We start from the raw sequence: 25598 nt of genomic DNA on the forward strand, positions 1-25598 counted from the left end.
TCTTTCGATTCAAGCCTCTTTCGAAGCTCTCTTTCGTTCACCACCGCATCTCAGCGGCGACTTTTATAATATATCATACATGCTCGGTGTTTTGCAAGTCTTTTTTTTAAAAACTTTTTTCGAAGCTTTCAAAATATTCAATCTTGCTGTACCTCGCAGGCTTGCAATTTTATGTGACTAAAACTGAAGCGAAAATAAATTTATCATAGATTCCCGCAAACCGTCAAGCATTTATTCCTTATTCATTGCTTGAGTTGAGAAAGCTTATTGTTACGTGCATATTTGGACAGCTCTTTTTGGGGAGCGAACCTAGCATACATGCGGAATACGGTGCGATAGCGTTTGGAAATAGCGTTTCTGACCTCCAGGTCGAGTCTCTGATCACTTAAATCAAATAACATTTCATCCAATTCCTTACGCAGTACATAATCCAGTTCCTTGCATTCCTTATCATTAAAAAGCATACCCAGCATGTTTGCCTGGCCTCCTTGTCGATTAAAAAACGTTTTATCAATTCAGCGAAAGTGAACTGTGATCCGGATGCAATGGAACTGAAGAGCCCCACCTCCTCACGTGATGCTGCTGCATGAGATGATATGACCGCTTCAGTTCCTTATGAAATACCTGTTCGATTTTACCGCCTTACTGTTATGCACAGTTTTTGGGAAATTTATGAATATAAATTATCAATTTTTCACTTTCACTTCTCACTATCGCTATCCCTTCATCAAGGTGTAGGTGAGCGTGCTTTCAATAATGGCTGCCACAAACAGCAGAATGACGATCCATACGGATGCAGTCAGCGCTTTCCTGAACATTTCGCTCCACCTTCTTTTCATGTCAACCTTCCCGCTCCCTCCAACGCTGGTTAATACCATGAACCCCATTTGAACGCCGAAGCCGCATGCGATAATGATGGCCGGTATCTCAATGATTCCGTGAGGAAGCAGCCCCTTCACAACCAAATCAAACAGACTGTTCCCCTGCTCCATCGAGCTGTGTACAAGAAATCCTACGGCCATTCCGTTAATCAGCAGAAACAGGATCGGTAAAATTCCTAAGAGCAGTCCCAGGAAAATCATCACGACCGCCTTAATGCTGTTGTTGAAGAATATGAACACAAAAAAGCTCCATTTGGGGGTGCTGTACCATCCCGCAACAATGCCAAAAATGAACAGCACGGTTACGAAAAGCAGCGTTTTTCGAATCGAAACGAGATCTTTTAGAAACACACTGAACCTGAGCATATATAACCTCCTATTAGTAATAACTCGCTGGTACGAGCATACATTGAAGTAAACAAGCTTTTCGAAAGCAGGAAAGGGGCGATTATAGCGATGAATTCATTTTTTTATGTGCTGAACGGCCGCAAGATCAAGCGCACTTTTTTTGTGCTCGCCGCGGCACTGTTCGCTATCGGCATTATTTATGTAGAGTCTGACAATATTACGGTATTCTCTGAGGGCGCTCCAGCTGCTATTTACAGCGTTCCTACGGACAAGAAGGTTATTGCCCTGACATTTGATATCAGCTGGGGGGAAAAGCGTCCTGAGCCCATTCTGAACGTCCTTAAAGACAAGGGTGTCGAGAAGGCCACCTTCTTCCTCTCCTCGCCCTGGAGCAAAAGCCATCCGGATATCGTCAATCAGATTAAAACCGCCGGCTTCGAGATTGGAAGCCATGGCCACAAGCACGTGAACTATAGCAGCCTCAGTGACGAGGAGATCAAAACCCAGCTCGTGACAGCCAGTTCTATATTAACCGATTTGACGGGGAAGGAACCGAAGCTGCTTCGTCTGCCGAATGGCGATTTCGATAAAAGGGTGCTTAAAATTGCGGACAGTCTAAACTACAAGGTCATCCAGTGGGATACGGATTCTCAGGACTGGAAGAACATCGGCGTCGACAACATCGTAAACCGTGTTGTAAGCAAAGCTCATCCGGGAGACATCGTTCTCCTTCATGCCAGTGATTCCGTCAAACAAACTCATGAGGCCCTTCCCGTGATCATCGACGAGCTGCGCAAGCAGGGCTACGAATTCGTTACCGTCTCCGATTTATTGACCCAAGCAGATACCAAGGGCAAGGAGATCCGGGACCAAGCAACGATGCAGCAAGCCATCGATGATGCTGCAGGCATGTAAAAAATATGAATGCGGTAAAGAAAAAAGAGCTAAGTTTCTTAGCTCTTTTTTGGTTTCAGTATCTTATGAAGTATTAAAATCTGGTATGCATTGCAGGCTAGCAGTGGAACCAAAATAAAGATGGTGGCATTGTTGTCGTTGATTTTCAGTCCCCCTACCATTTCCACGATTGTAACCGCGGTCATGAAGAAGAGGGTCGGTACCCATGCACTCGGATTCGTGGCTCTGACCTTCAGGTATGCCACGCCTACGGCGACAACCAGGATGACTACACCCAGAATCAGATCGGCCATCTGGCTGCTGTTCTCCCTGCCGACAAAAGAGCGGAAGAACATAACTTCAAGCAGCGCCAGAATGGCCAGGACAAACTGTATGTACTGCCACGTTTTTCTTTTGAACACACCGATGGCTGTATAATTCAGGATCATATAAGCAAAAAATCCAAGCTGCGAGTATACGCTCGCCATTGCTCCAAAACCAAATAAGATGAGCAGGTAGAACAAAATATCCTTCGTATCGTTGAATGATATGGATTCCCTACTGTATGGCAGCAGGAAACCGGTAATTATGGAGACGATGGCTCCCACAAGCAAGGTTTTTAAAAATAACTTGGCCCAATTTTTCAAGTTCAACTCGTCTGCACCCCCAAGACTTTATTTTACCAACGTTCACATTAAAAAACCATTCCCGAAACGACATATTTCGAAAATCTCCACGGCATACTACATTCAGGATAATAAGCAAAGGAGTGACGCACATGAAGTGGCCGGTTATAGGCGTATGGGGAATCATTTTTGGACTTTCTGCCGTGCTCTCGGGCTGCGGATCTGAACAGAGCTATGCACCGCCGCAAGGCGATTATAAAGAGATGAAAACCATGGTGGTCGACATCCTCAAAAGCGACGAAGGTAAAAAGGCCGTTGAGGACGCGCTCAAACAGAGCGGCGGAAGCTCATCGGGAGGCATGGGTATGCAGATGATGACTACCCAGGCAACGGATCAGATCCGTACTGCCGTGAAGGACACCATTACTTCCGAAGAGTACAAAAAGGAATTCGAGAAAATCATGACTGACCCGCAGTTCGCCGGCGAGTTCGCGAAAGCGATCAATACCCAGAACAAGCAGCTGCATATGCAGCTCATCAAAGATCCGACGTATCAAAAATCGGTATCGGATATCATGAAGTCGCCTGAAGTCGCAAAGATGTTCCTGGATCTGACGAAGACGCCGGAATACCGCAAGCAATCCATGACCGTCATGCAGGAAGCCATGCAGAATCCCATGTTCAAAATGGAGGTTATGTCCCTCCTTAAGAGCGTAGTTACCCAAGAATTGCAGCCTAAGGTTGAAAAGGGCGGCAAGGGCGGGGAAGGCGGCAAATCGGAAGGCGGAGACAAGAAAGATAAAGGCGGAGATTCCGGTAGTGAAGGCGGAGACGGCGGCGGTTCATAAGAAACGAAGACAAACAAAAAGCCCCTTTCAGGGGCTTTTATTGTTGTATAAGTATCCGAATTATTTCTCACATTTCGCAATGACGTTGGCAGCCAGCTCATTATAAAGCTTGCCGCTTGTCGATTCGGATTTATAAACCGATGGCGAGAAATCAGGCTCGGAAATATGATTATCAGGAGCTCCCAGCGGAAACTGGGCGAGCAGGTTCGTATGAAGCGTTTCAGCCAGCTGTCCGCCGCCCCCGCGGCCAAATACGTAATCCTTTTCCCCGCAATGACTGCATTCGTAGTAAGCCATGTTTTCCACGACACCAAGAATTTCATGGTTGGTTTGAATCGCCATTGCCCCCGCTCTTGCGGCAACAAAAGCAGCCGTAGCATGCGGCGTCGTAACGATGATCTCTTTGCTTTGCGGCAGCATCTGATGCACGTCCAGCGCGATATCGCCGGTTCCCGGCGGCAAATCGAGCAGAAGATAATCGAGCTCTCCCCAATTCACGTCACCGAAAAACTGGTGAAGCATTTTACCAAGCATCGGTCCACGCCACACAACCGGGTTGTTTTCGCGGATAAAGAAGCCCATGGACATGACCTTGACGCCAAAACGCTCAACGGGAACGATCGATCCGTCAACAACGACGGGCCCCTCTTCAATCCCCATCATATCCGGAACGCTGAAGCCATAAATGTCTGCATCAATGAGGCCCACCTTCTTGCCTTGACGGGCCAGCGCAGCAGCCAAATTCACGGTCACGGTCGACTTGCCTACGCCGCCCTTCCCGCTCGCTACCGCAATAAAATGAACGCTAGGGTCGGTCAGCAGCTCATTTTTCTCCAATCCGGCCGCATGCCCTTTCACCAGCTTGTCCTGGTCCGTTTTGCTCTCATGCTCGCCCAGGATCTTGCCGCGCTCATGCTCATTGGCTTCGCGCATGCGGATATGAATATCTTCGGCTCCGGCTTTTTGCAGACGATCGCGAATTTCCTTCTCTAGTGCTTGTCCGTAGCCTTCGCGGTTATCCAAAGTAATGACGGAAAGGGAAACCCTATTTTCCTTAACAACAATATCTCTTATCATTTGCAGCTCAATCAAGCTTCTGCCCGTGGCTGTATCGCCGATGGGCTGCAGCACTTCTTGAACTTGCTCACGTGACAACATGATGGCAGCACCTCTGCTTTATATATTGGCATCCATACATGGATAAGCCCCAGTAGGTATTATACCATCAACGTTGATTTTATGACGACAGTTTCGGCTTTTCTCCGGATAAATACCTGAGGATACCCTTATAAACGGCTGCCGCAACCTGCCTTTGGTAATGCTCATCCCTCAGGAGCTGTGATTCACCGGGATGAGACAGAAAGCCAAGCTCAACAAGTGCCGATGGCATTTTTAAAGCTTGAAGGAGATAAACGGTGTTCACGGTTTTGGAGACGCGATCGGTATTCTCCAGATTCCGCCTGATCTCATCCTGGATAAGCGCGGCAAGACCCGCATTGTCGGGATGATTCGGATAATAGAAGGTTTGGGCCCCGCTCCAGCGGCTCGAGGGATAGCTGTTGAGATGAATGCTTAAAAACAGATCCGCCTTCGTGTTCTCGATCATCTTCGCCCGCTGCTTCAAATCCTCCGTCTTGCGTTTGGAATACCCTTTGGTGTCTGCCCCCGCCAAATCATAATCTCCTTCGCGAGTCAGATACACCACAGCTCCAGCCTGCTGCAAATAATCGCGCAGATATAAGGTGATGGCCAGGTTCACATCCTTCTCGATGACCCCCTGCTTGCTCACGGCCCCGCCATCGGGCCCCCCATGCCCGGCATCCAGCGTAATGACCTTTCCTGATAGAGGAAGGTTCCAGTGCCCTGTCGTCTTCACTGCCGGGATATTAAATGAGGCTACGGCGATAAACACCACCAGCAGACAGAAACCCATCAGCAATTTCTTGATCGAACTCAGCCGGATCCACAGCACCTGTTTGCCGGCCCTATGCTTGGACATCAAAAATCCACCTCCGTTCCCATATCGACTCTACTCATCTATATGGGGGAAGGTGGACAAATAGTACCTTAAGGCGTAACTTGCACTCTCATACCGGCTATCAGCACTTCAGCCACTTCCGGACGCGTAAATTCCGGCGGAGGGCATTGTCCTTCCCTAAGCAGTCCGCGCACCTTGGTCCCTGAAAGGGTGAGGTGGTCTTCCGGCGGATGCGGGCAGGTCTTGCTCGAAGCCATGTTCCCGCATGTTTTGCAGAAGAAGCTGTGCTCGAAGAACAACGGCGTAATGCCAAGCTCCTCCGGCAAGAAGCTGGAAAAAATCTCTTGTGCTTCGTAGGTGCCATAATAGTCGCCAACTCCGGCATGGTCGCGGCCGACGATAAAATGCGTGCATCCATAGTTTTTGCGCACGATCGCATGAAAGATGGCTTCGCGCGGGCCGGCGTAACGCATTGCTGCAGGGAAAACGCCTAGAAATGTCCTATCTTCGGGGTAATAATTCTCCAGCAGCACCAGATAGCTTTTCATTCGGATATCTGCAGGAACGTCGTCCGACTTGGTCTCCCCCACGAGCGGGTTCAGGAAAAGGGCATCCACGATTTCCATGGCGCTCTTCTGGATGTATTCATGCGCCCGGTGAACCGGATTGCGGGTCTGGAAGCCTACGACGGTTTTCCATCCCTTTTGCTTGAACAGCTCTCTCGTCCTTGCCGGATCGAAATAAAACTCGTTGAAGCGCTCCGGCTTAGGCCGGTTTAGAATCTTTACGCTGCCGCCTACGTAGATCGGGGAACGTTCAAGAAGCTTCTTCACGCCGGGATGCTCCGGATCATTCGTCTTAAATACATTCAAGGCCTCTTCCTGCTGATCAGCCTCATATATGCTTTCAATGTTCAAGACGGCATATACGACGTTATCCTCGGCCCCTGTTAATGCAACCTGATCACCGATGTTCAGACTGCTTGCAGTTTCCTCGTTCACGGACAACGTTACGGGTATGCTCCAAACTTCTCCGCTGGCAAGCCGCATATGGCGAACGACCGAATGATAGTCCTCCTCGTTCATAAACCCTTTAAGCGGTGAGAAAGCGCCGCTGCCGATTAAATCAAGGTCGGATATGGTCCAGTTGTTTACCGGAATCTGCTTCAAGTGATAGGATGCTTTGAGCAGCTCTTCCCTCTCTTGTCCTTCGGCAATCCGGTTAATGAGCTTCCCGCCATGCGGAAGTATCGTCGTCATCTTCGTTCCCCCTCGATTTGATTCATTCGTTTTATTGATGAAGTCCACATTCGGTTTTCTCACTGTCAGACCAGCGTCCCGCTCTCGGATCTTCTCCCGGGTTCACCTGACGCGTGCAATATTCGCAGCCTATACTGGGATAGTTCTGATCATGCAGGGGGTTATAAAATACTTGATTCTCACGGATGTATTGCCAGACATCATCAGAAGTCCAATCGGCAATCGGATTGAATTTCACCAGTCCAAACTTATGGTCATACTCTACCTTTTTGGCATTCGCCCGTGTGGGCGCCTGGTCCCTGCGGATTCCCGTGATCCAGGCATCATATTGGGAAAGGATACGGGTCAACGGCTCCACTTTACGGATGTTGCAGCATGAGTTGGGATCTGATTTCCATAATTCAGCTCCATGCTGCGCACTTTGCTCTTCAGGAGTCAGCTTAGGGGACACGCGCACGAACTGAATGCCGTATTTGGACTCCAAGCGGTCTTTCGTCTCATACGTTTCTTTAAAGTGAAAGTCCGTATCAAGATAAAATATATCTGTCGAAGGGCTCACCTTTTGCAAAATATCCACCAGAACCACGTCCTCAGCACCAAAGCTGCAGGCAAACGTCAAATTTGGAAACGTTTCTACGGCTATGCGAATGACCTCTTCGGCTGTGGCATGCTCCAATTCTGCAGCCTGAACCTCAATCCACTTTTCCTTTTCAAGCAAATTCATCGTGAATGTCTCCCCTTCCAATTATTCACCTCGTTAAATTCAGTTAATACCCAGTGGTTTAATATGATTAAATCCAGTATAAACCAATATGAGTAGTTGTCAATGCCATAATCCATAAATTCATCGCCTTTGCCCGTCTTTTTCCTCAGAAAACCATAAAAAAAGCCCTTCGCTTGAAGGACTTTCTTCCATTCTAATTTAAAGCTCAAGTGCTTTCTTGGCCGTCTTCTTATCATTCTCCAGCAGCTTATGCAGATCATAAGCGGGATAAAGGCCGCGCTCCAGCATAAAGTTAAACACTTTCGCATGTAATTTGATCGCACCGTTCAGCTGCTTCACGAATGTATCCCTTAACTGGGGAGTTGCCGTTTCCGTGATAGCTGTTGCGTAGTTTTTTATGCTGCATTTCAGCATGCCCAGCAAATGGCCTGCATAAAAGCCGGTCAAATCTTCATGCTCACCTTTACTTTTGTTATTGCGCGTTTCGGTTGGTGCCATCGAGTAAAAGTGCAGCAACTCTCTCAGGTTGCTTTCCATGGCACGGATTGTTTCTTCATACATGTGGCGAAGCTGCGGATCGGCGACATCGTGAACATGCATTTTAAGGGCAATCAAATTGTTGGCCGTTGAAGCCGTCAATTCATGGAGTTCCATCGTTTCATGCCAAGCCAAGTGTTTGCGTTGCAAGTTTGCATTCGTGTTGGCATTAACGTTGGCATTAACATTTTCAATTGTGTTAGGTTGCAAAATAAGATCCCTCCGGTATAAGTAATACCCTAGCTTATGATGAGAACGCCCACTCGGCACGTTGTCTTGATAAAAAACCAGAAATAATTTTGGTCTTAAAAAGGCACAATACCAAATGCAGCAACATCCCATTCCCAAGGAGGAACAACTTTGAACACTTATAGCCAACAGCAAATATCTCAACTCGTCCAGCAATTGATTCAACAAACCCAACAGGCCTCGCAAAAATACGAGCAGCTGCTCAGACAAGAGCAGCAAAATGCACAGCAGCTCGAACAAATGGCTCAGCGCGAACAGCAGGCAGCCCAAACGATTCAAACCGCATTGCAAGGGCACCACCATGCCATCCAACAGCTGCAGCAAATCTCCAATCTGGCCCATCAGCTGAGCAGCGGCATGAACACCAATGCATATTCCTTTAACTCGAATGCCCAACAACAGAACCAAGGGATGGGAATGGGAATCGGCGGATTCCAAGGCTTCCAGCGCTAAACGACGAATATGTAAAAAGGGAAATAGATCGTTGCAGGTCTATTTCCTTTTTGAATTTAAAGTGAGGTGATCCTATGCTAGTCGATTCCGGAAAACTTCAGTCATCTTCCTTGGTATGCCAAGAGTGCGGCAAAGACGCTGAACAGATTCATGTATGGTGGAAAGATGGACGCAACGACGATGGTCTGGGTTACAGCCAGGTGTTCGCCGAATGCCCCTCCTGCCATGCCCAGCTCCTTCACCGGGATGCCTACGGGGAAATCGGGTCCGTTGAGGATGCTTTACGCATTTTGCAGGGCTAATAATTCGCAAGATGTCGATCGAACTGCCTCTGGCAGTTCTTTTTTTGCAATGAAAAAGCCCCTGACCATAATGGCCAGAGGCTTTGAATCCTTGGGTACCAAGGGATATTAACGTTTGGAGAACTGAGGAGCGCGACGAGCCGCTTTGAGACCGTATTTTTTACGTTCTTTCATGCGTGGGTCACGAGTCAGGAATCCTGCTTTTTTCAGGGATGGACGGAAGTCTGGGTCTGCTTTGAGCAGTGCACGGGAAATGCCGTGACGGATTGCTCCTGCTTGACCAGAGATGCCACCACCATGAGCAATAACGAGCACGTCGTATTGTCCAAGTGTTTCAGTCAGGTTCAGTGGTTGTTTAACGATCAGCTTGAGGGTTTCCAAACCGAAATATTCATTGATGTCGCGTTTATTGATGACAATGCGTCCTTCACCCGGTACAAGGCGAACACGTGCTACCGAATGTTTACGACGACCTGTCCCATAGTATTGTACTTGTGCCATGAAACTGTCCTCCTTTTAATTATCCGCGAAGTTCGTAAACTTCTGGTTTTTGTGCTGCATGTGGATGATCGGTGCCTGCATATACTTTCAGTCTCAGCTTCATTTTCTCGCCCATGCGAGTTTTAGGAAGCATGCCGTGAACCGCGGATTCAAGAACGCGCTCTGGTTTGCTGTTCAGCAGGTCGTGAGCGTTAGTCACTTTCAAACCGCCTGGATGCATGGAGTGACGATAGTATTTCTTGTTTTGCATTTTCTTGCCTGTCAGATGGATCTTCTCAGCATTGATGATGACAACGAAGTCACCTGTGTCAACGTGAGTTGTGAATTGTGGCTTGTGTTTGCCGCGGATCAAAGCAGCAGCTTCGCTCGCCAAACGACCAAGCGTTTTGCCTTCGGCATCAATGATGTGCCAGTTGCGCTCAACTTCATTTGGCTTCGCCATATAGGTGGTACGCATGAATAGTTCCTCCTTGTATTCGTCCGAAAATCATTTATCTTCGTTCTTTGTGGTTATCAAAAGTCATTTGTAAATGTTAGGTTGTTATTTTCTCGATTGGGGGCTGTGGGATAGCCATCAAGAAAACACAACTTTTATTTTACAGTATAGGCAGATAAATCGCAAGCTGAAATTCAATGTTTTTAATTGAAATTCTCATACTCCACATTCCATAAAATGAGACCCTTGGATTCTGCGGTCGGACCGGCTTTCATCCGGTCTTTCGCCTCCAGAATAGAAGCGATATCCTCCTGCTTCTTACGGCCTTTCCCCACTTCAAGCAAAGTCCCCACAATGATCCGGACCATATGCTGCAAAAAGCCGTTACCGGTGATATAAAGATGGATCAGGCCCTGGTCCCGGGTTCCCGGGCGGCACATGGATTGATCCGTTTCGATATGGACATCATAAACAGTGCGGATATGAGATGGCTTGGTCGAGTGGCGGGATGCAAAAGATGTAAAGTCATGCGTGCCGATCAAAAACTTCACCCCTTCGGCCATAGCCTCAATGTTCAGCTTGCCGGGATGATGAAGCTCCGTATTTCTCCGGAAAAGATCCGGAAACTGATTGGCATTGATCGTATAACGGTAGGTTTTGCGCTTCGCAGACCTTCTTGAATGAAACTCCAAAGGGACTTCTCTAGCTTCGGTCACCATGATATCTCTCGGAAGTCTGGAATTAAGAGCCATACACCAGCGTTCCGCAGGAATCTTGGAAGCCGTGTGAAAATGAAACACCTGCCCATAGGCATGCACACCTGCATCCGTGCGTCCCGAAGCATGGATTTTCACTTTCTCTCCCGTCAACATCTCAATGGCCTTTTCCAAATAGTCCTGAATAGCGTTCCCATCGGGCTGTGTCTGAAAACCACTATAATTCGTACCGTCATAGCTGCACTTCATACATATGTTGCGCATTCCCCTAAACCTCCCGAATCCTCTGCCTGCCTTTTCCCGTAAAAAGGAATTCATGCGCTGCTTGCCCGCCGAAACACAAAACGGCTCCGCCGTACAACACGGCGAAGCCGTTCCGTTAGGTTAAAGGAACTTGAATCCGGGGCTGTCTCCGGAAAAGATGAACGTCTATATCCGTTCCCCGGCCCCGGACATGAAAAAAAGGGTTCGATCAGAATCATGTGATTCCTTCCCCCCTTTCCCCATCCTCACCTGTTTACGCGCGGTCAACCAGTTCCAGATAAACCATAGGCGCGGAGTCACCGCGGCGAGGTCCGAGCTTCAGGATACGAGTGTATCCGCCTGGACGCTCTGCATAACGGGTAGCCAGCTCGCTGAACAATTTTTGGATTGCGTCTTGCTCTCCATCAATCGTTTCACGACGAACGAATGCTGCCACTTGACGGCGAGCATGAAGGTCACCCTTCTTCGCCTTTGTGATCAGCTTTTCAGCGATCGAACGAACTTCTTTCGCTTTAGCTTCCGTAGTTTGGATGCGTTCATATAAGAACAGGTCGGTTACCAGATCGCGGAACAAAGCTTTACGTGCGCTGGAATCGCGGCCCAACTTTTGGTATGCCATGTTTTCCCCTCCTTCGCTAACGATTCTAAGAAGTTATTCTTCTGTCCGGAGTCCCAGACCCAATTCCTCGAGCTTCTCTTGAACTTCTTCCAAAGACTTGCGGCCCAGGTTGCGGACTTTCATCATGTCTTCTTCCGTTTTCGTGGTCAGCTCTTGTACCGTATTAATGCCGGCACGCTTGAGGCAGTTATAGGAACGAACAGAGAGATCAAGCTCTTCGATCGTCATTTCAAGCACTTTTTCTTTTTTGTCTTCTTCTTTTTCGACCATGATCTCAGCATCTTTCGCTTCATCGGTCAGACCGACGAACAGCATCAGATGCTCGGTCAAAATTTTGGCGCCGAGGCTTACAGCCTCTTCCGGACGAATGCTGCCATCAGTCCAGATTTCAAGCGTCAATTTGTCGTAGTTGGTCACTTGACCAACCCGCGTATTCTCCACGCCATAGTTGACGCGGCTAATCGGGGTATAGATAGAATCGACCGGGATGACGCCAATCGGTTGATCATCACGTTTATTCTTATCTGCTTGGACATAGCCACGACCGCGGTTAGCAAAAATACGCATGTGAAGTCTCGAACCTGGACCCATTGTTGCAATATGAAGGTCTGGATTGAGAATTTCCACATCGCTGTCCGCCCGGATATCTCCTGCCGTCACAACTCCTTCTCCCTCAGCGTCAATCTCGAGGACTTTCTCCTCGTCAGAATGAATTTTCAGGGAAAGAGCCTTCAGGTTCAGAATAATTTCCGTCACGTCTTCCATTACACCCGGAACCGTTGAGAACTCGTGGAGAACGCCATCGATCTGTACGGATGTTACGGCTGCGCCTGGCAGCGAGGATAGCAGGATCCGGCGAAGGGAATTCCCCAAAGTCGTTCCATATCCACGCTCAAGCGGTTCTACTACAAACTTGCCATAGGCTCCGTCTTCACTGACGTCTACGGTCTCAATTTTCGGCTTTTCGATTTCAATCACGCAAGTACCCCTCCTTCAAACGTCGCTCCTATTTGAAACTGTCAACTTTATCTTGTGTAACATGTAGTATGCCTAAACAACCATTATTAGCAGATTGTGCCGGAAATATACCACATTCTTCAGGTTGACTTCAATTAGACACGACGACGTTTAGGCGGGCGGCAACCGTTGTGCGGAACTGGAGTTACGTCTTTGATCAGGTTGACTTCCAGACCAGCAGCTTGCAAAGAGCGGATCGCTGCTTCACGGCCTGCACCTGGACCTTTAACCATAACCTCTACCGCCTTCATTCCATGTTCCATAGCTGCTTTAGCCGCGGATTCTGCAGCCATTTGAGCTGCGAACGGAGTCGACTTACGGGAACCCTTGAATCCAAGGCCGCCGGAGCTTGCCCAGGAAATCGCGTTTCCGTGAGGATCCGTAATTGTTACGATCGTATTATTGAACGTGGAACGGATATGAGCCACTCCGGATTCAATATTTTTGCGGTCACGACGTTTAGTACGTACGACTTTTTTCGGTTTAGCCATTGTCTTTTATCCCCCCTTCTTATTTCTTCTTGTTCGCTACAGTACGACGAGGGCCTTTCCGTGTACGAGCATTTGTTTTAGTACGTTGTCCACGAACCAGCAGACCGCGGCGATGACGCACTCCACGATAGCAACCGATCTCAACGAGACGTTTAATATTCAAGGAAATTTCACGACGCAGGTCACCTTCAACCTTAACCGTTTTGTCGATCGTTTCACGCAATTTGCTGACTTCATCTTCCGTCAAATCGCGAACACGAGTGTCCGGATTGATGCCTGTAGTGCTCAGAATTTTCTGGGAAGTCGTTTTACCGATTCCGAAAATATAAGTCAAGGCGATCTCAACGCGTTTGTCACGTGGCAAATCCACACCAGCTATACGAGCCATTTTACGCTACACCCCCTTCTATTAACCTTGTTTTTGTTTGTGTTTCGGATTTTCACAGATAACCATTACAGTACCTTTGCGGCGAATGACTTTGCATTTTTCGCAAATAGGCTTCACAGAAGGTCTCACCTTCATGTTAATTACCTCCCTCAAGTTTTGCATAGCAAAACTCACTTCGTAAGGATTGACTAAGGATTTGCTTCCATCATGAAGGAAGCAAATTCATATCTTATAGGATCGGGCCGGATTTTACAAGTGTAAAATCAGGACAAATCTTTTTCAAGTGCCATATAGGATCATAACATCCCTGGCGCATGATTGAAAGGAACGGCAAAAATTACTTACGGTACGTTATACGGCCTTTGGTTAAATCATAAGGCGATAACTGCACGACCACTTTGTCACCAGTCAGAATACGGATAAAGTGCATCCGCAGCTTACCGGAAACGTGAGCAAGAATTTGATGACCGTTCTCAAGCTCAACTTTGAACGTAGCATTCGGCAACGGCTCGATGACCGTACCTTCCACTTCAATTACATCTTCTTTGGCCACAGTTAGTCTCCTTTCTCTTCAGCATGGGGTTCGGTGGACTGCACAAACTTCATTACTGCAAAACGCAGCTTTCCATTCGTGACCCGACCGCTTTCATTTAAACTGTTAGCGACCTCGCTGCTAATGAAGGATTGGGGTTCCAGATGCAGAAGGCTTTTCTTCTTGCTCTGGTCAAACTTCCGTTTATGCCCATCCGCTATATACACGAACCTGCTGTCATCAATAGATACGACCACGGCCACCTGACCGGCATCTTTGCCCTTCAGGATCTTCACAATCTGACCGATTTGCAGGCTGTTTTGATTACTCAAGACAATCACCTACGCATCCAGTTTTGTGAGAATTTCATGACCTTGTTCCGTAACGGCTACCGTATGCTCAAAGTGAGCACACAAGGATCCGTCGACCGTAACGACCGTCCAATTGTCTTCCAGCGTTTTGACGAAACGTGATCCGGCATTCACCATAGGTTCAATCGCCAGCACCATGCCGGGTTTAAGCCTTGGTCCCCGATCCGGAACGCCAAAGTTCGGAATATTCGGTTCTTCATGCAGTTCTGCCCCAACTCCGTGTCCGACATACTCCCGGACTACCGAGAAGCCGGCGTCTTCGATGACGCGCTGGATGGCATGTGAGATCGTGAACAGGCGCACATCAGGTTTGACAAGCTCCAAGCCTGCATACAGGGATTGTTCGGTGACGTCCAGCAGACGCTGGGCTTCATCCGTAATCCTGCCAACAGGATAGGTCCAAGCGGAGTCTCCATGGTAACCACGGTACTGCGCACCGATGTCTAGCGTAATAATGTCGCCTTCGTTTAATTTGCGTTTGCCGGGAAATCCGTGTACCAACTGATCATTGACTGAAGCGCAAATGCTGGCAGGAAAACCATTGTAGCCCTTAAAAGACGGCAGTGCTTTTTGACTGCGAATGTAGTGGTCGGCAATAGCGTCAAGTTCGCCGGTCGTAATGCCCGGTTGTATATGCTGTGCCATGAGACGGTGCGTTTCAGCCACAATCCGCCCTGCTTCCCGCATAAAGCCTAGTTCCGTTTCGGACTTACAAATGATCATTACGACTAACCTCGCAGCACCGATACGATTTCGCTTGATACCGTACCGATTTCTTGATCACCATCGATCTGACGCAATAGACCTTTGTTCTCATAAAATGCTAGGAGTGGTGCTGTTTTGTTGATATATTCGTCCAGACGGGTACCTACGCTCTCTTCGTTGTCATCCGAGCGCTGATACAGTTCGCCTCCGCATTTATCACAAACACCTTCCTGTTTCGGCGGGTTAAAGATCACATGATAAGTAGCGCCGCAGTTCTTGCAGATCCGGCGTCCCGTAAGGCGCGCCATCAATTTATCACGGTCTACTTTCAGGTTGATGACATGATCCAACTGGGTGCCCAGTCTGCTAAGAATTTCATCCAGCGCTTCCGCTTGCGAAAGGGTTCTTGGAAAACCATCCAATAAAAAACCTTTTTCGCAATCGGACTGCTGCAGACGTTCCTCCACAATGCCGATCGTTACATCATCCGGTACCAAAAGCCCTTGATCCATGTATTCTTTGGCTTTAATCCCAATGGGAGTTCCCTGTTTAATCGCCAGACGAAATGCATCGCCGGTGGAAATATGGGGAATGCCGAATTCATTGACAATGACTTCTGCCTGTGTGCCTTTTCCTGCCCCAGGAGGGCCCATGAATAGTATGTTCACGTTTCTCTCTCCCTCCGACACTGCCTCTTTACAAGAAACAACGCAATAAGTTGCCGGGAAGCTTAAACTCCACTTCACCGGAACCTATTACTTATTTATTGATAAAACCTTTGTAGTGACGTTTGATCAACTGACTTTCGATGGTTTTCATCGTATCCAGCGCTACCCCGATGACGATCAGCAGTGAAGTGCCTCCGATTTTAACCGAGTCAGGCAAGCCTGCCAGGGTACCGAAGCCAATCGGCACGAGAGAGATAACCGCAAGGAAGAGGGCACCAGTCATGGTTAGACGGGACATTACTCGGGTCAGATACTTCTCGGTCGCTTTACCTGGGCGAATGCCCGGGATGTAGCCGCCGTTTTTCTTCATGTTGTCTGCCATTTGGTTCGGGTTCATCTGCACGAAGGTGTAGAAGAACGTGAAACCGATAATCATCAGAACGTACAGTACCATACCCAGCGGATAGTCATATCTCAAGTTGGTTTGAATCCACTTCGCCCACTCATGAGTTGACCAGAAGCTCGCAATAATGGTAGGGAACTGCAGCAGGGATACGGCGAAGATCACCGGAATAACGCCAGCCGCATTGATTTTCAATGGGATATGCGTATTCTGTCCACCGTACATCTTGTTGCCAACCACACGTTTTGCATATTGAACAGGAATTTTACGAATCGCCTGCTGGATGTAGATGACACCCACAATAATCGCCACGATGACAATGAGAACGATCAATGTTTTCAGGGTATTCATGAACGCCTGACCTTCTTGAATGAAATTGGATTGAGCTGTAGAACGGATATAGCTCGGAATATTTGCGACAATCCCGGCGAAAATCAGAATGGAGATACCATTGCCGATTCCCTTCTCCGTAATTTGTTCACCCAACCACATCAGGAATGCGGTACCTGCTGTCAGCACGATGGCAATCATCAGGTAATCCACAAATGTTGCATTAGGAATCATTTCGGCTGAATACAACCGGTTAAATCCGATTGACATCGCAAATGCCTGAATGAGACCCAATATGATCGTACCATAACGTGTCAACTGCGCCGATTTCTTTTTCCCGTGCTCGCCTTGTTTTGCCCACTCAGCCAGCTTCGGAATGACATCCATCGAGAGCAACTGAACGATAATGGACGAGGTAATATACGGCACGATCCCGAGGGCGAAGATCGAGAATTGATGCAGCGCACCACCCGAGAACGTGTTTAAGAGACCAAATAACTGTGAACCTTGCTGATTCGTCTGTTCCAGGACATCTTTATTGACGCCAGGAACAGGAACGAATGAACCAATACGGTAAATGATCAGTACAAACAAGGTGAACAGAATTCTTTTACGAAGGTCCTCAACCCGCCATATATTCTTCAGGGTCTTAAACATTAGATCACCTCGGTTTTACCGCCGGCAGCCTCGATTTTCTCTACCGCAGATTGAGAGAACTTATTTGCTTTTACAGTCAACTTCACGGTAACTTCACCGTTGCCAAGAATTTTGATGCCGCTCTTCGTGTTGTTCACGACGCCGTTTTCCACCAAAAATTCAGGAGTTACTTCCGTACCCTCTGCAAAGCTGTTCAGTTCCTCGATGTTAACAATCGCATACTCTTTCCGCGTAGGATTTACAAAACCACGTTTTGGCAGACGACGATACAATGGGTTTTGTCCACCCTCGAATCCAGGACGTACACCGCCACCGGAACGAGAATTTTGCCCTTTGTGACCGCGGCCGGATGTTTTACCCGTTCCGCTACTTGTACCGCGACCTACACGCTTACGGTCTTTACGGGACCCTGTAGCTGAAGTAAGTTCATGTAACTTCATCGTTCGTTGCACCTCCTTAATATTTATAGGTTAATCTTCGTCAGATTAACCTTCGATTTCTGTTACAGATACCAGATGGCTCACTTTGTTGATCATTCCGCGAATCGCGGGATTGTCGTTGTGTACCACGCTGGAGTTAAGTTTACGCAAGCCGAGAGTCTTAACGGTTGTACGCTGAGTTTCAGGACGACCGATTACACTACGGACGAGGGTAATTTGAAGTTTAGCCATGACATTCCCTCCTTAACCGAGCAGCTCTTCGACAGATTTGCCACGTAGTTTGGCAACATCTTCAACGCGCTTCAGACGGGACAAGCCTTCCAAAGTTGCGTTGACCATGTTCATGGAGTTCGAAGAACCCAAAGATTTTGTCAAGATGTCACCTACACCAGCAAGTTCCAGTACGGCACGTACAGGGCCGCCGGCGATTACTCCAGTACCTTCAGAAGCTGGTTTCAAAAGAACGCGACCAGCACCGAAGTGACCAGTAACCAGGTGAGGAATGGATGTTCCTACGATCGGAACGTGAATCAGATTTTTCTTAGCATCTTCGATGCCTTTACGGATCGCGTCAGGTACTTCGCCGGCTTTACCGATACCTGCACCGACCCAGCCTTTGCCGTCGCCGACAACAACCAGAGCGCTGAAGCTGAAACGGCGTCCGCCTTTTACAACTTTAGCTACGCGATTAATATTTACAACTCTTTCAGTCAGTTCTAAAGTGTTCGGATCTACACGCAAGTCGTTAACCTCCTTTTTAGAAATTCTTAGAATTCCAAGCCAGCTTCGCGTGCTGCTTCAGCCAAGGCTTGAATCCGTCCATGATACAGGTAACCTCCACGGTCGAATACAACCGCTGTGTGACCTTTTTCTTTCGCGCGCTTTGCGATCAACTCGCCGACTTGACGAGCGGACTCAACGCTGCCGCCATTTTTAACAGAACCGCTAAGTTCTTTATCAACTGTAGATGCGGACACGATGGTTACACCAGCTACGTCATCGATCAGTTGAGCATAGATATGTTTAGAAGAACGGAATACGTTCAAACGTGGACGAGCTGCAGTACCTTGGATTTTCTTACGTACACGCAGATGACGTCTGACACGTGCCTTGTTCTTATCCTGTTTTGTAATCATGACTTCCCTTTCACTCCTTTCAGTTTGCCATTACAGCTTCACTTTAAGACGCATGGGGTAAAAGACTGATAAGTTTAGAAAGCTTATTTCTTCTTACCAGCTTTACCTTCCTTACGGATAATGCGCTCGCCTTCGTACTTAATCCCTTTACCTTTGTAAGGCTCAGGTTCGCGAACGGAACGAATTTTAGCAGCGTATGCACCTACGCGCTCTTTATCGATACCGCGAACGATGATTTTCGTATTTGCAGGCACTTCGAATTCGATACCTGGTTCTGGAGTGATCTCAACTGGATGAGAGTAACCAACGTTCAGGACGATCTTATCTCCGGATTTGCTTGCACGATATCCGACCCCAACCAATTCCAGAGATTTGGAGAATCCTTCAGTTACGCCGCTCACCATGTTGTTGACAACGCTGCGGGTCGTGCCGTGAAGGGAACGATGCAGTTTGTTGTCAGATGGGCGTTCAACGACGATTTCGTTGTTCTCAACCGTTACTTTCATATCCTTGTGAAGTTCACGAGTCAAAGAGCCTTTAGGGCCTTTAACCGTAATTTCGGTATTGTTCAGTGTGATATCCACACCGCTAGGTACTGCGATTGGTTTGCGACCAATACGGGACATTTGTTGCACCTCCTTGTTTTGTGACGTGTATTACCAAACGTAGCAGACAACTTCTCCGCCAGCTTTGGATTGACGAGCTTCTTTATCGGTCATAATCCCCTTAGAAGTGGAGATAATCGCGATTCCAAGACCGCCGAGTACACGAGGGATTTCGTTGCTCTTCGTGTATACGCGCAGACCTGGTTTACTGATTCTTTTCAAACCGGAGATAACGCGTTCGTTGTTTGCACCATATTTCAGGAAAACACGGATAATCCCTTGTTTGTTGTCATCGATATATTCTGCATCACGGATGAAACCTTCACGCTTCAGAATCTCAGCGATTTGTTTTTTCATCGTCGAAGCAGGCATTTCTACTGTTTCGTGGCGAACCGTGTTCGCATTACGAATACGAGTAAGCATATCTGCAATTGGATCAGACATAGTCATGTGTGTAAACCTCCTTCCCGATTATAAACTTCTTACCAGCTTGCTTTTTTGACGCCAGGAATCTGGCCCTTATAAGCTAATTCACGGAAACAAATTCTGCAAATTTTGAACTTTTGCAGTACCGAATGTGGACGACCGCAACGTTCGCAGCGCGTGTAAGCACGAACTTTATATTTAGGCGCACGTTGTTGTTTTACTTTCATCGAAGTTTTTGCCACTTAGCCTGACACCTCCTAAAAATTTTCGGAGAAATGGATTTGCGAATTACTTCGCAAAAGGCATTCCCAATTGAGCGAGCAGCTCGCGGGACTCTTCGTCAGTTTTAGCCGTCGTTACGATAACGATATCCATACCACGGACTTTATCCACTTGATCATACTCGATCTCAGGGAAAATCAGTTGTTCCTTGAGGCCCAGTGTGTAGTTGCCGCGTCCGTCGAATGCTTTCGTGGACACGCCATGGAAGTCACGTACACGTGGAAGGGTAATGTTGAACAATTTGTCCAAGAAGTAATACATACGCTCACCGCGCAGTGTTACTTTGACACCGATCGGCATATTCTCACGCAATTTGAATCCAGCGATGGATTTTTTGGCACGAGTGATGACTGGCTTTTGACCAGAAATCAGCTGCATATCATTGACTGCGGAATCAAGCACTTTCGAGTTCGATACAGCTTCACCAACACCCATGTTGATAACAACCTTCTCGATTTTAGGCACTTGCATTACCGTAGAATAATTGAACTTCTGCATCAAGGCAGGAGTGATTTCGTTCAGAAAACGTTCTTTCATTCTTGTTGCCATGAATCATAAACCTCCTTTCTATAGCTCTCGATTAGTCGATAACTTCTCCGGACTTTTTCGCAACGCGAACCTTTTTACCGTTATCAAGCGTTTTGTAACCAACACGTGTTACTTTACCGCTCTTCGGATCCAGATGCATCACATTGGATACATGGATTGGCGCTTCTTGCTCAATAATTCCGCCTTGCGGATTCATTTGGTTCGGCTTCTGGTGTTTTTTCACCATGTTGACGCCTTCCACAAGCACGCGGTTCTCACGTGGATAAGCAGCGATGACGCGACCTTTTTTGCCTTTGTCTTTTCCGCTGATCACCATAACCGTGTCGTCTTTTTTGACGTGCAGCTTGTTATTGTGCGATTCCAGAACCTTTTTCACTTTTGGCATTTGTTACACCTCCTGCGGCTTGCCCTTCTGACAAGCATAACTTGGAACAATTTATTCAATCGTATGACCGATCAAGTTGTTTCTTAGATAACTTCCGGTGCCAAGGAAACGATTTTCATGAAGTCTTTATCACGAAGTTCGCGAGCCACTGGTCCGAAAATACGAGTTCCGCGCGGGCTCTTGTCGTCTTTAACAACAACCGCTGCGTTTTCGTCAAATGCGATGTAAGATCCGTCCTTACGGCGTACCGAACGCTTCGTACGAACAACAACAGCTTTGACTACGTCACCCTTTTTGACAACGCCGCCTGGTGTTGCTTGTTTCACGGAACAAACGATCAAATCACCGATTGCAGCAGTACGACGACCCGTACCACCCAATACGCGGATACACATCAGTTCCTTCGCACCAGAATTGTCAGCTACATGCAGACGTGTAAATGGTTGAATCATTGAAATTTCCTCCTTTCGGAAAAACTATCGCTATATCTTTAGATGATAACCGCTTTTTCAACGACTTCTACCAGTCTCCAGCGTTTGTCTTTGGAGAGTGGACGAGTTTCCATGATTTTAACGGTATCTCCGATTTTTGCAGTGTTGTTCTCATCATGCGCTTTAAATTTTTTCGTGTATTTAATGCGCTTGTGGTAGAGATCATGCTTTTTGTAAGTTTCAACAGCTACAACAATGGTTTTCTCCATTTTGTCACTGACAACTTTACCAACTTGCACTTTACGAGCATTGCGTTCTTCGCTCATCGTTAGCCTCCTTCCTGAATACAGGCAAATGACTGATTCAATTAACTAATCCCAAGTTCTCTTTCACGGATGACGGTTTTAGCACGAGCTATTTCCCTGCGCACATCACGGATCCGAGTCGGGTTGTCAAGCTGTCCGGTAGCCAATTGAAAACGGAGGTTAAAGAGCTCCTCTTTAAAACCCGCAATCTTTTGCTCAATTTCTGCAGTGGTCAAGTTACGCAGATCATTAGCTTTCATTTGCTTCACCACCCAATTCTTCACGTTTCACAAACTTCGTTTTGATCGGCAGCTTGTGAGCGGCAAGACGCATCGCTTCGCGAGCGATTTCCTCAGGCACGCCTCCAAGTTCAAACATAATCTTACCTGGTTTGACAACTGCGACCCATTTCTCTACGTTACCTTTACCGCTACCCATACGAACCTCGAGAGGTTTTTGAGTGATCGGCTTATCAGGGAAAATTTTGATCCATACTTTACCGCCACGTTTGATGTAACGCGTCATAGCAATACGCGCTGCTTCGATCTGACGGTTCGTAATCCAAGTTGGCTCAAGAGCTTGCAGACCGAATTCACCGAAGTTCAGCTCAGTGCCGCCTTTAGCCATACCTTTCATGTGACCGCGTTGTTGCTTGCGGTGTTTTACACGTTTTGGTACCAACATGATTAGTTGCCTCCTTCCTGAGCAGCTTGTTTCTTAGCCGGAGGAAGTACCTCACCACGATAGATCCATACTTTTACGCCGATACGGCCATAAGTAGTATGCGCTTCTGCTGTACCATAGTCAATATCAGCACGGAGCGTATGAAGAGGAACTGTTCCTTCACTATATCCTTCCGAACGAGCGATCTCGGCACCGCCAAGACGTCCGCCGACTTGAGTTTTGATTCCTTTTGCACCAGAACGCATGGTTCTTTGAATCGCTTGTTTCAGAGCGCGACGGAAAGATACACGACGTTCCAGTTGTTGTGCGATGCTTTCTGCAACCAAGATTGCATCCAGATCCGCATGTTTGATTTCAGAGATATTGATGTGAACTTTTTTACCGCCTGCAATTTTCGTAACTTGGCTGCGAAGTACTTCGACTTCAGAACCGCCTTTACCGATAACCATACCTGGTTTCGCAGTGTGGATAGTGACATTCACACGATTTGCCGCTCTCTCGATCTCAATACGAGATACAGCAGAATCTTTCAGTTTATTCTTAAGGTATTCACGAATTTTAACGTCTTCCAGCAAAAGATTTCCGAAATCTTTGCCTGCATACCATTTCGATTCCCAATCACGAATAATACCGATCCGGAGTCCGACTGGATTTACCTTTTGGCCCACACTTTATCCCTCCTTATTTTTCAGATACCACCAAAGTGATGTGGCTGGTGCGTTTATTGATCCGACTTGCACGGCCCATGGCGCGTGGACGGAATCTCTTCATGGTTGGTCCTTGGTTAACGAAAACCTGGCTAACAACCAGATTGTTAATGTCCATGGAGTAGTTATGCTCAGCATTGGCGATTGCCGAGTTGAGCAGCTTCTCTACAACCAGGGAAGCCGATTTCGGAGTGTGGCGAAGAATGGCGATAGCCTCACCCACTTGCTTGCCGCGGATCAAGTCAATCACGAGCTTGACTTTACGAGGAGCAATCCGGATCGATCTAGCATGTGCTTTTGCTTCCATTTCATTTTACCTCCTCTCAAACAAAGAGCTTCAAATTATCTTCTTGTCTTCTTGTCATCGTCCGTATGACCTTTGTAAGTACGAGTTGGTGCGAATTCACCCAACTTGTGTCCTACCATGTCTTCCGTTACATATACAGGAACGTGTTTGCGTCCATCGTATACACCGAACGTGTGACCGATAAATTGTGGGAAAATCGTAGAGCGACGGGACCAAGTTTTGATAACAGCTTTCTTGCTCGACTCGTTCATCACTTCTACTTTTTTCAGCAGGTACCCATCAATGAAAGGTCCTTTTTTCAAACTGCGACTCATCTATAAAATCCTCCCTTCGTCCAATCTCTCGTTACTTTCGGCACTTCACAAAGTTATGCACAATGTGCATTATTTTGTGCGGCGGCGAACGATATACTTGTCAGAAGCTTTTCCTTTTTTACGCGTTTTGTAACCAAGGGTTGGTTTGCCCCATGGAGACATTGGCGATTTACGTCCGATTGGAGCGCGGCCTTCACCACCACCGTGTGGGTGATCGTTAGGGTTCATGACGACACCGCGTACTTCAGGACGTTGTCCGAGCCAGCGGCTGCGGCCTGCTTTACCGATCTTGATGAGCTCATGATCTTCGTTACCAACGGAACCGATGGTTGCGCGGCAAACTTTCAGAAGCTTACGAACTTCACCGGAAGACAAACGTACGGATACGTATTTTTCTTCTTTACCCAGAAGCTGAGCTTCGGTGCCGGCTGCACGAACCAATTGTCCGCCTTTGCCTGGTTGCAGTTCGATGTTGTGGATAACAGTACCTACTGGAATGTTTTCCATTGGAAGAGCGTTACCGATTTTGATGTCGGCGCTCGGTCCGGATTCGATCTTGTCTCCAACTTTCAGACCTTTAGGAGCGATGATATAACGTTTCTCTCCGTCTGCATAGTGGATCAAAGCGATGTTAGAAGTACGGTTCGGATCATACTCGATTGTAGCAACGGTACCTGGTATGCCGTCTTTCGTACGTTTGAAGTCGATGATACGGTATTTACGCTTGTGTCCGCCGCCGTGGTGACGAACTGTAATTTTACCTTGGTTGTTGCGGCCAGCTTTTTTGCTGAGCGGTGCAAGCAACGATTTCTCCGGCTGATTTGTCGTGATCTCTTCGAAAGTAGACACGGACATGTTGCGTCTTGCCGGGGAAGTAGGTTTATACTTTTTAATAGGCACGTGATTTCCTCCTTACTCTACAGATTCAAAAAACTCGAGCGCTTTGCTGTCTTTGCTCAGCGTTACGATGGCTTTTTTCCACTCGGTTGTGTAACCGTTGTAGCGGCCATAGCGTTTCGGCTTAGCTGGAACGCGCATAGTGTTAACGTTGGTCACTTTCACTTTGAAAATAGACTCAACGGCTTGTTTGATTTCGGTTTTGTTGGCACGAATGTCAACTTCAAAGGCATACTTAAGGTCAGCCATGTAGTCAGCAGTACGTTCCGTAATCACCGGACGTTTGATAATATCACGAGGATCTTTCATTACGCGAGCACCTCCTCTACCTTCTGAACTGCTTCTTTCGTAATGATCAGCTTGTCGTACATCAGTACGTCAAGAACATTAATGCCGTCTGCCGCTACGAATTTCACACCAGGAATATTACGAGCGGAAAGAGCCACATTATCATCATAGCTAGGAGCCACGATCAGGGCTTTACGTTCCACTTTCAGGTTGTTCAAGATGTTTGCAAATTCTTTCGTTTTAGGCGTGTTCAGTGCAAGTGCATCCAGAACGATAATGTTATTGTCGATCACTTTGGAAGACAATGCGGATTTAATCGCCAGACGACGAACCTTTTTAGGAAGCTTGAACGAGTAGCTGCGTGGTGTTGGACCAAACACAGTACCGCCGCCTTTCCATTGTGGTGAACGGATCGAACCTTGACGAGCACGGCCGGTGCCTTTTTGTTTCCAAGGCTTACGTCCGCCGCCGCGTACTTCAGAACGGCCTTTCACTTTGTGCGTACCACGACGCAAAGATGCTCTTTGCAGCAATACAGCCTGGTTCATAACATGAACGTTAGGTGTAATACCGAATACCGCATCATTCAGTTCCAATTCTTCAACTTGGCTACCGCTGACATTCAACACGGATACTTTTGGCATT

Annotated in this window: 45 protein-coding genes; 5 read left to right on the forward strand and 40 right to left on the reverse strand. The window is 47.5% G+C overall.

From position 1 onward, the window contains the following. The coding region (locus tag ACTHPM_RS26305; RefSeq protein ID WP_440398313.1) for a hypothetical protein at positions 1-181 on the forward strand (181 nt) is incomplete at its 5' end. Between the two features lie 61 nt (positions 182-242). Here ACTHPM_RS26305 and ACTHPM_RS26310 read toward each other — a convergent pair. Continuing rightward, on the reverse strand, positions 243-473 hold the full coding sequence (locus ACTHPM_RS26310) for a hypothetical protein (protein WP_440398312.1): 231 nt from the start codon (positions 471-473) through the stop codon (positions 243-245). A 243-nt stretch (positions 474-716) separates the two neighbouring features. Next, the gene (locus tag ACTHPM_RS26315; protein WP_440398311.1) at positions 717-1247 is read right to left on the reverse strand and encodes a stage II sporulation protein M; all 531 of its coding nucleotides are present in this window, start codon (positions 1245-1247) and stop codon (positions 717-719) included. Positions 1248-1337: 90 nt separating this feature from the next. Here ACTHPM_RS26315 and pdaB point away from each other — a divergent pair, with 90 nt between their 5' ends. Next, entirely contained in the window at positions 1338-2144 is an 807-nt protein-coding gene (gene pdaB, locus ACTHPM_RS26320; protein WP_440398310.1) for a polysaccharide deacetylase family sporulation protein PdaB, read from the forward strand. A 38-nt stretch (positions 2145-2182) separates the two neighbouring features. On the opposite strand, the gene ACTHPM_RS26325 is transcribed toward pdaB, so the two are convergent. Continuing rightward, positions 2183-2776 carry a KinB-signaling pathway activation protein gene (locus tag ACTHPM_RS26325; RefSeq protein ID WP_440398309.1) on the reverse strand — a complete coding sequence of 198 codons (594 nt, stop codon included), beginning with the start codon at positions 2774-2776 and terminating at the stop codon, positions 2183-2185. Positions 2777-2901: 125 nt separating this feature from the next. Here ACTHPM_RS26325 and gerD point away from each other — a divergent pair, with 125 nt between their 5' ends. Next, complete coding sequence (gene gerD / locus ACTHPM_RS26330) at positions 2902-3597, forward strand: spore germination lipoprotein GerD (RefSeq protein WP_440398308.1); 696 nt, start codon at positions 2902-2904, stop codon at positions 3595-3597. A gap of 60 nt (positions 3598-3657) precedes the next feature. Here the strand turns inward: gerD and ACTHPM_RS26335 are convergent, their stop codons facing one another. The 5 genes from ACTHPM_RS26335 to ACTHPM_RS26355 form a co-directional block, all read right to left on the reverse strand. Then, entirely contained in the window at positions 3658-4755 is a 1098-nt protein-coding gene (locus ACTHPM_RS26335; protein WP_440398307.1) for a P-loop NTPase, read from the reverse strand. A gap of 79 nt (positions 4756-4834) precedes the next feature. Then, positions 4835-5596 (reverse strand): N-acetylmuramoyl-L-alanine amidase CwlD, encoded by a 762-nt coding sequence (gene cwlD / locus ACTHPM_RS26340; protein ID WP_440398306.1) that lies wholly within the window; start codon positions 5594-5596, stop codon positions 4835-4837. A gap of 68 nt (positions 5597-5664) precedes the next feature. Beyond that, positions 5665-6834, reverse strand: a complete 1170-nt coding sequence (gene sat, locus ACTHPM_RS26345; protein WP_440398305.1) for a sulfate adenylyltransferase — start codon at positions 6832-6834, stop codon at positions 5665-5667. A gap of 31 nt (positions 6835-6865) precedes the next feature. Further along, entirely contained in the window at positions 6866-7558 is a 693-nt protein-coding gene (locus tag ACTHPM_RS26350) for a phosphoadenylyl-sulfate reductase (protein WP_440398304.1), read from the reverse strand. A gap of 198 nt (positions 7559-7756) precedes the next feature. Then, positions 7757-8212 carry a spore coat protein gene (locus ACTHPM_RS26355; RefSeq protein WP_440398314.1) on the reverse strand — a complete coding sequence of 152 codons (456 nt, stop codon included), beginning with the start codon at positions 8210-8212 and terminating at the stop codon, positions 7757-7759. A 288-nt stretch (positions 8213-8500) separates the two neighbouring features. Between ACTHPM_RS26355 and ACTHPM_RS26360 the strand changes: the two genes are divergently transcribed. After that, complete coding sequence (locus ACTHPM_RS26360) at positions 8501-8797, forward strand: hypothetical protein (RefSeq protein WP_440421735.1); 297 nt, start codon at positions 8501-8503, stop codon at positions 8795-8797. Positions 8798-8871: 74 nt separating this feature from the next. After that, positions 8872-9099, forward strand: coding sequence for a hypothetical protein (locus tag ACTHPM_RS26365; protein WP_440398302.1), 228 nt, complete (start codon positions 8872-8874; stop codon positions 9097-9099). Positions 9100-9207: 108 nt separating this feature from the next. On the opposite strand, the gene rpsI is transcribed toward ACTHPM_RS26365, so the two are convergent. From rpsI to rplD, 32 genes are all read right to left on the reverse strand, one after another. After that, on the reverse strand, positions 9208-9600 hold the full coding sequence (gene rpsI, locus ACTHPM_RS26370; RefSeq protein ID WP_136609131.1) for a 30S ribosomal protein S9: 393 nt from the start codon (positions 9598-9600) through the stop codon (positions 9208-9210). Between the two features lie 19 nt (positions 9601-9619). Beyond that, entirely contained in the window at positions 9620-10057 is a 438-nt protein-coding gene (rplM, locus tag ACTHPM_RS26375) for a 50S ribosomal protein L13 (RefSeq protein WP_127606481.1), read from the reverse strand. A 182-nt stretch (positions 10058-10239) separates the two neighbouring features. Next, positions 10240-11016: a tRNA pseudouridine(38-40) synthase TruA gene (truA, locus tag ACTHPM_RS26380; RefSeq protein WP_440398301.1), complete on the reverse strand. Its 777-nt coding sequence runs from the start codon at positions 11014-11016 to the stop codon at positions 10240-10242. A gap of 253 nt (positions 11017-11269) precedes the next feature. Then, positions 11270-11635, reverse strand: coding sequence for a 50S ribosomal protein L17 (gene rplQ / locus ACTHPM_RS26385; protein WP_194234555.1), 366 nt, complete (start codon positions 11633-11635; stop codon positions 11270-11272). 33 nt (positions 11636-11668) lie between these two features. After that, positions 11669-12613: a DNA-directed RNA polymerase subunit alpha gene (locus tag ACTHPM_RS26390; protein WP_127606487.1), complete on the reverse strand. Its 945-nt coding sequence runs from the start codon at positions 12611-12613 to the stop codon at positions 11669-11671. A 134-nt stretch (positions 12614-12747) separates the two neighbouring features. Then, positions 12748-13143: a 30S ribosomal protein S11 gene (gene rpsK, locus ACTHPM_RS26395; protein ID WP_440398300.1), complete on the reverse strand. Its 396-nt coding sequence runs from the start codon at positions 13141-13143 to the stop codon at positions 12748-12750. Between the two features lie 19 nt (positions 13144-13162). After that, positions 13163-13531: a 30S ribosomal protein S13 gene (gene rpsM / locus ACTHPM_RS26400; protein WP_440421737.1), complete on the reverse strand. Its 369-nt coding sequence runs from the start codon at positions 13529-13531 to the stop codon at positions 13163-13165. Between the two features lie 21 nt (positions 13532-13552). Then, the gene (gene rpmJ, locus ACTHPM_RS26405; protein ID WP_003322638.1) at positions 13553-13666 is read right to left on the reverse strand and encodes a 50S ribosomal protein L36; all 114 of its coding nucleotides are present in this window, start codon (positions 13664-13666) and stop codon (positions 13553-13555) included. Positions 13667-13868: 202 nt separating this feature from the next. Then, positions 13869-14084: a translation initiation factor IF-1 gene (infA, locus tag ACTHPM_RS26410; protein WP_006212898.1), complete on the reverse strand. Its 216-nt coding sequence runs from the start codon at positions 14082-14084 to the stop codon at positions 13869-13871. A 2-nt stretch (positions 14085-14086) separates the two neighbouring features. Next, on the reverse strand, positions 14087-14395 hold the full coding sequence (locus ACTHPM_RS26415) for a KOW motif-containing protein (protein WP_440398299.1): 309 nt from the start codon (positions 14393-14395) through the stop codon (positions 14087-14089). Positions 14396-14404: 9 nt separating this feature from the next. Continuing rightward, positions 14405-15157, reverse strand: coding sequence for a type I methionyl aminopeptidase (map, locus tag ACTHPM_RS26420; RefSeq protein WP_440398298.1), 753 nt, complete (start codon positions 15155-15157; stop codon positions 14405-14407). A gap of 5 nt (positions 15158-15162) precedes the next feature. After that, on the reverse strand, positions 15163-15807 hold the full coding sequence (locus ACTHPM_RS26425; protein WP_440398297.1) for an adenylate kinase: 645 nt from the start codon (positions 15805-15807) through the stop codon (positions 15163-15165). Positions 15808-15898: 91 nt separating this feature from the next. Then, the gene (secY, locus tag ACTHPM_RS26430) at positions 15899-17197 is read right to left on the reverse strand and encodes a preprotein translocase subunit SecY (protein ID WP_440398296.1); all 1299 of its coding nucleotides are present in this window, start codon (positions 17195-17197) and stop codon (positions 15899-15901) included. Beyond that, a complete protein-coding gene (rplO, locus tag ACTHPM_RS26435; RefSeq protein WP_440398295.1) occupies positions 17197-17637 on the reverse strand; it encodes a 50S ribosomal protein L15 in 441 nt (146 codons plus the stop codon). Before rplO ends, secY begins: the two co-directional genes overlap by 1 nt. Positions 17638-17682: 45 nt before the next feature. Continuing rightward, the gene (gene rpmD / locus ACTHPM_RS26440; RefSeq protein ID WP_127606503.1) at positions 17683-17868 is read right to left on the reverse strand and encodes a 50S ribosomal protein L30; all 186 of its coding nucleotides are present in this window, start codon (positions 17866-17868) and stop codon (positions 17683-17685) included. Positions 17869-17880: 12 nt separating this feature from the next. Beyond that, a complete protein-coding gene (rpsE, locus tag ACTHPM_RS26445) occupies positions 17881-18378 on the reverse strand; it encodes a 30S ribosomal protein S5 (RefSeq protein ID WP_440398294.1) in 498 nt (165 codons plus the stop codon). Between the two features lie 26 nt (positions 18379-18404). Next, a complete protein-coding gene (rplR, locus tag ACTHPM_RS26450; RefSeq protein WP_440398293.1) occupies positions 18405-18773 on the reverse strand; it encodes a 50S ribosomal protein L18 in 369 nt (122 codons plus the stop codon). Positions 18774-18856: 83 nt separating this feature from the next. Further along, positions 18857-19399, reverse strand: a complete 543-nt coding sequence (gene rplF / locus ACTHPM_RS26455) for a 50S ribosomal protein L6 (protein ID WP_440398292.1) — start codon at positions 19397-19399, stop codon at positions 18857-18859. A gap of 30 nt (positions 19400-19429) precedes the next feature. After that, positions 19430-19828 (reverse strand): 30S ribosomal protein S8, encoded by a 399-nt coding sequence (rpsH, locus tag ACTHPM_RS26460; protein ID WP_127606510.1) that lies wholly within the window; start codon positions 19826-19828, stop codon positions 19430-19432. A 32-nt stretch (positions 19829-19860) separates the two neighbouring features. Then, the gene (locus tag ACTHPM_RS26465) at positions 19861-20046 is read right to left on the reverse strand and encodes a type Z 30S ribosomal protein S14 (protein ID WP_127606512.1); all 186 of its coding nucleotides are present in this window, start codon (positions 20044-20046) and stop codon (positions 19861-19863) included. Positions 20047-20092: 46 nt separating this feature from the next. Then, the gene (gene rplE, locus ACTHPM_RS26470; RefSeq protein WP_440398291.1) at positions 20093-20635 is read right to left on the reverse strand and encodes a 50S ribosomal protein L5; all 543 of its coding nucleotides are present in this window, start codon (positions 20633-20635) and stop codon (positions 20093-20095) included. A gap of 31 nt (positions 20636-20666) precedes the next feature. After that, positions 20667-21020, reverse strand: a complete 354-nt coding sequence (gene rplX, locus ACTHPM_RS26475; protein WP_440398290.1) for a 50S ribosomal protein L24 — start codon at positions 21018-21020, stop codon at positions 20667-20669. 83 nt (positions 21021-21103) lie between these two features. Next, the gene (rplN, locus tag ACTHPM_RS26480; RefSeq protein WP_244730743.1) at positions 21104-21472 is read right to left on the reverse strand and encodes a 50S ribosomal protein L14; all 369 of its coding nucleotides are present in this window, start codon (positions 21470-21472) and stop codon (positions 21104-21106) included. Between the two features lie 38 nt (positions 21473-21510). Further along, entirely contained in the window at positions 21511-21777 is a 267-nt protein-coding gene (rpsQ, locus tag ACTHPM_RS26485) for a 30S ribosomal protein S17 (RefSeq protein WP_136609114.1), read from the reverse strand. 41 nt (positions 21778-21818) lie between these two features. Then, a complete protein-coding gene (rpmC, locus tag ACTHPM_RS26490; RefSeq protein WP_036712586.1) occupies positions 21819-22016 on the reverse strand; it encodes a 50S ribosomal protein L29 in 198 nt (65 codons plus the stop codon). After that, positions 22006-22440, reverse strand: a complete 435-nt coding sequence (rplP, locus tag ACTHPM_RS26495; RefSeq protein WP_094600172.1) for a 50S ribosomal protein L16 — start codon at positions 22438-22440, stop codon at positions 22006-22008. The genes rpmC and rplP overlap by 11 nt, the downstream gene beginning before the upstream one ends. Positions 22441-22442: 2 nt before the next feature. Next, the gene (gene rpsC, locus ACTHPM_RS26500) at positions 22443-23108 is read right to left on the reverse strand and encodes a 30S ribosomal protein S3 (RefSeq protein WP_136609113.1); all 666 of its coding nucleotides are present in this window, start codon (positions 23106-23108) and stop codon (positions 22443-22445) included. Positions 23109-23121: 13 nt separating this feature from the next. Further along, on the reverse strand, positions 23122-23454 hold the full coding sequence (rplV, locus tag ACTHPM_RS26505) for a 50S ribosomal protein L22 (RefSeq protein ID WP_440398289.1): 333 nt from the start codon (positions 23452-23454) through the stop codon (positions 23122-23124). A gap of 35 nt (positions 23455-23489) precedes the next feature. Further along, on the reverse strand, positions 23490-23768 hold the full coding sequence (rpsS, locus tag ACTHPM_RS26510; RefSeq protein WP_094600175.1) for a 30S ribosomal protein S19: 279 nt from the start codon (positions 23766-23768) through the stop codon (positions 23490-23492). A 69-nt stretch (positions 23769-23837) separates the two neighbouring features. Then, positions 23838-24668: a 50S ribosomal protein L2 gene (gene rplB / locus ACTHPM_RS26515; protein ID WP_309275026.1), complete on the reverse strand. Its 831-nt coding sequence runs from the start codon at positions 24666-24668 to the stop codon at positions 23838-23840. 12 nt (positions 24669-24680) lie between these two features. Continuing rightward, on the reverse strand, positions 24681-24974 hold the full coding sequence (rplW, locus tag ACTHPM_RS26520) for a 50S ribosomal protein L23 (RefSeq protein WP_440398288.1): 294 nt from the start codon (positions 24972-24974) through the stop codon (positions 24681-24683). After that, on the reverse strand, positions 24974-25597 hold the full coding sequence (gene rplD / locus ACTHPM_RS26525) for a 50S ribosomal protein L4 (protein WP_440398287.1): 624 nt from the start codon (positions 25595-25597) through the stop codon (positions 24974-24976). Before rplD ends, rplW begins: the two co-directional genes overlap by 1 nt. Position 25598: the final 1 nt, after the last annotated feature.

It is taken from the genome of Paenibacillus sp. SAFN-054, assembly GCF_051966755.1.
Classification (GTDB): domain Bacteria; phylum Bacillota; class Bacilli; order Paenibacillales; family Paenibacillaceae; genus Paenibacillus_AQ.

Coding starts and splice junctions, on each gene's coding strand:
- ACTHPM_RS26310 (WP_440398312.1), bottom strand. CDS start 473: ATGCTGGGTATGCTTTTTAATGATAAGGAATGCAAGGAACTGGATTAT.
- ACTHPM_RS26315 (WP_440398311.1), bottom strand. CDS start 1,247: ATGCTCAGGTTCAGTGTGTTTCTAAAAGATCTCGTTTCGATTCGAAAA.
- pdaB (WP_440398310.1), top strand. CDS start 1,338: ATGAATTCATTTTTTTATGTGCTGAACGGCCGCAAGATCAAGCGCACT.
- gerD (WP_440398308.1), top strand. CDS start 2,902: ATGAAGTGGCCGGTTATAGGCGTATGGGGAATCATTTTTGGACTTTCT.
- ACTHPM_RS26335 (WP_440398307.1), bottom strand. CDS start 4,755: ATGTTGTCACGTGAGCAAGTTCAAGAAGTGCTGCAGCCCATCGGCGAT.
- cwlD (WP_440398306.1), bottom strand. CDS start 5,596: ATGTCCAAGCATAGGGCCGGCAAACAGGTGCTGTGGATCCGGCTGAGT.
- sat (WP_440398305.1), bottom strand. CDS start 6,834: ATGACGACGATACTTCCGCATGGCGGGAAGCTCATTAACCGGATTGCC.
- ACTHPM_RS26350 (WP_440398304.1), bottom strand. CDS start 7,558: ATGAATTTGCTTGAAAAGGAAAAGTGGATTGAGGTTCAGGCTGCAGAA.
- ACTHPM_RS26355 (WP_440398314.1), bottom strand. CDS start 8,212: ATGGAACTCCATGAATTGACGGCTTCAACGGCCAACAATTTGATTGCC.
- ACTHPM_RS26365 (WP_440398302.1), top strand. CDS start 8,872: ATGCTAGTCGATTCCGGAAAACTTCAGTCATCTTCCTTGGTATGCCAA.
- rpsI (WP_136609131.1), bottom strand. CDS start 9,600: ATGGCACAAGTACAATACTATGGGACAGGTCGTCGTAAACATTCGGTA.
- rplM (WP_127606481.1), bottom strand. CDS start 10,057: ATGCGTACCACCTATATGGCGAAGCCAAATGAAGTTGAGCGCAACTGG.
- truA (WP_440398301.1), bottom strand. CDS start 11,016: ATGCGCAACATATGTATGAAGTGCAGCTATGACGGTACGAATTATAGT.
- rplQ (WP_194234555.1), bottom strand. CDS start 11,635: ATGGCATACCAAAAGTTGGGCCGCGATTCCAGCGCACGTAAAGCTTTG.
- rpsK (WP_440398300.1), bottom strand. CDS start 13,143: ATGGCTAAACCGAAAAAAGTCGTACGTACTAAACGTCGTGACCGCAAA.
- rpsM (WP_440421737.1), bottom strand. CDS start 13,531: ATGGCTCGTATAGCTGGTGTGGATTTGCCACGTGACAAACGCGTTGAG.
- rpmJ (WP_003322638.1), bottom strand. CDS start 13,666: ATGAAGGTGAGACCTTCTGTGAAGCCTATTTGCGAAAAATGCAAAGTC.
- map (WP_440398298.1), bottom strand. CDS start 15,157: ATGATCATTTGTAAGTCCGAAACGGAACTAGGCTTTATGCGGGAAGCA.
- secY (WP_440398296.1), bottom strand. CDS start 17,197: ATGTTTAAGACCCTGAAGAATATATGGCGGGTTGAGGACCTTCGTAAA.
- rplO (WP_440398295.1), bottom strand. CDS start 17,637: ATGAAGTTACATGAACTTACTTCAGCTACAGGGTCCCGTAAAGACCGT.
- rpmD (WP_127606503.1), bottom strand. CDS start 17,868: ATGGCTAAACTTCAAATTACCCTCGTCCGTAGTGTAATCGGTCGTCCT.
- rplR (WP_440398293.1), bottom strand. CDS start 18,773: ATGATTACAAAACAGGATAAGAACAAGGCACGTGTCAGACGTCATCTG.
- rplF (WP_440398292.1), bottom strand. CDS start 19,399: ATGTCCCGTATTGGTCGCAAACCAATCGCAGTACCTAGCGGTGTGGAT.
- rpsH (WP_127606510.1), bottom strand. CDS start 19,828: ATGACTATGTCTGATCCAATTGCAGATATGCTTACTCGTATTCGTAAT.
- rplE (WP_440398291.1), bottom strand. CDS start 20,635: ATGGCAACAAGAATGAAAGAACGTTTTCTGAACGAAATCACTCCTGCC.
- rplX (WP_440398290.1), bottom strand. CDS start 21,020: ATGCCAAAAGTGAAAAAGGTTCTGGAATCGCACAATAACAAGCTGCAC.
- rplN (WP_244730743.1), bottom strand. CDS start 21,472: ATGATTCAACCATTTACACGTCTGCATGTAGCTGACAATTCTGGTGCG.
- rpsQ (WP_136609114.1), bottom strand. CDS start 21,777: ATGAGCGAAGAACGCAATGCTCGTAAAGTGCAAGTTGGTAAAGTTGTC.
- rpmC (WP_036712586.1), bottom strand. CDS start 22,016: ATGAAAGCTAATGATCTGCGTAACTTGACCACTGCAGAAATTGAGCAA.
- rplP (WP_094600172.1), bottom strand. CDS start 22,440: ATGTTGGTACCAAAACGTGTAAAACACCGCAAGCAACAACGCGGTCAC.
- rplV (WP_440398289.1), bottom strand. CDS start 23,454: ATGGAAGCAAAAGCACATGCTAGATCGATCCGGATTGCTCCTCGTAAA.
- rpsS (WP_094600175.1), bottom strand. CDS start 23,768: ATGAGTCGCAGTTTGAAAAAAGGACCTTTCATTGATGGGTACCTGCTG.
- rplW (WP_440398288.1), bottom strand. CDS start 24,974: ATGAAAGATCCTCGTGATATTATCAAACGTCCGGTGATTACGGAACGT.
- rplD (WP_440398287.1), bottom strand. CDS start 25,597: ATGCCAAAAGTATCCGTGTTGAATGTCAGCGGTAGCCAAGTTGAAGAA.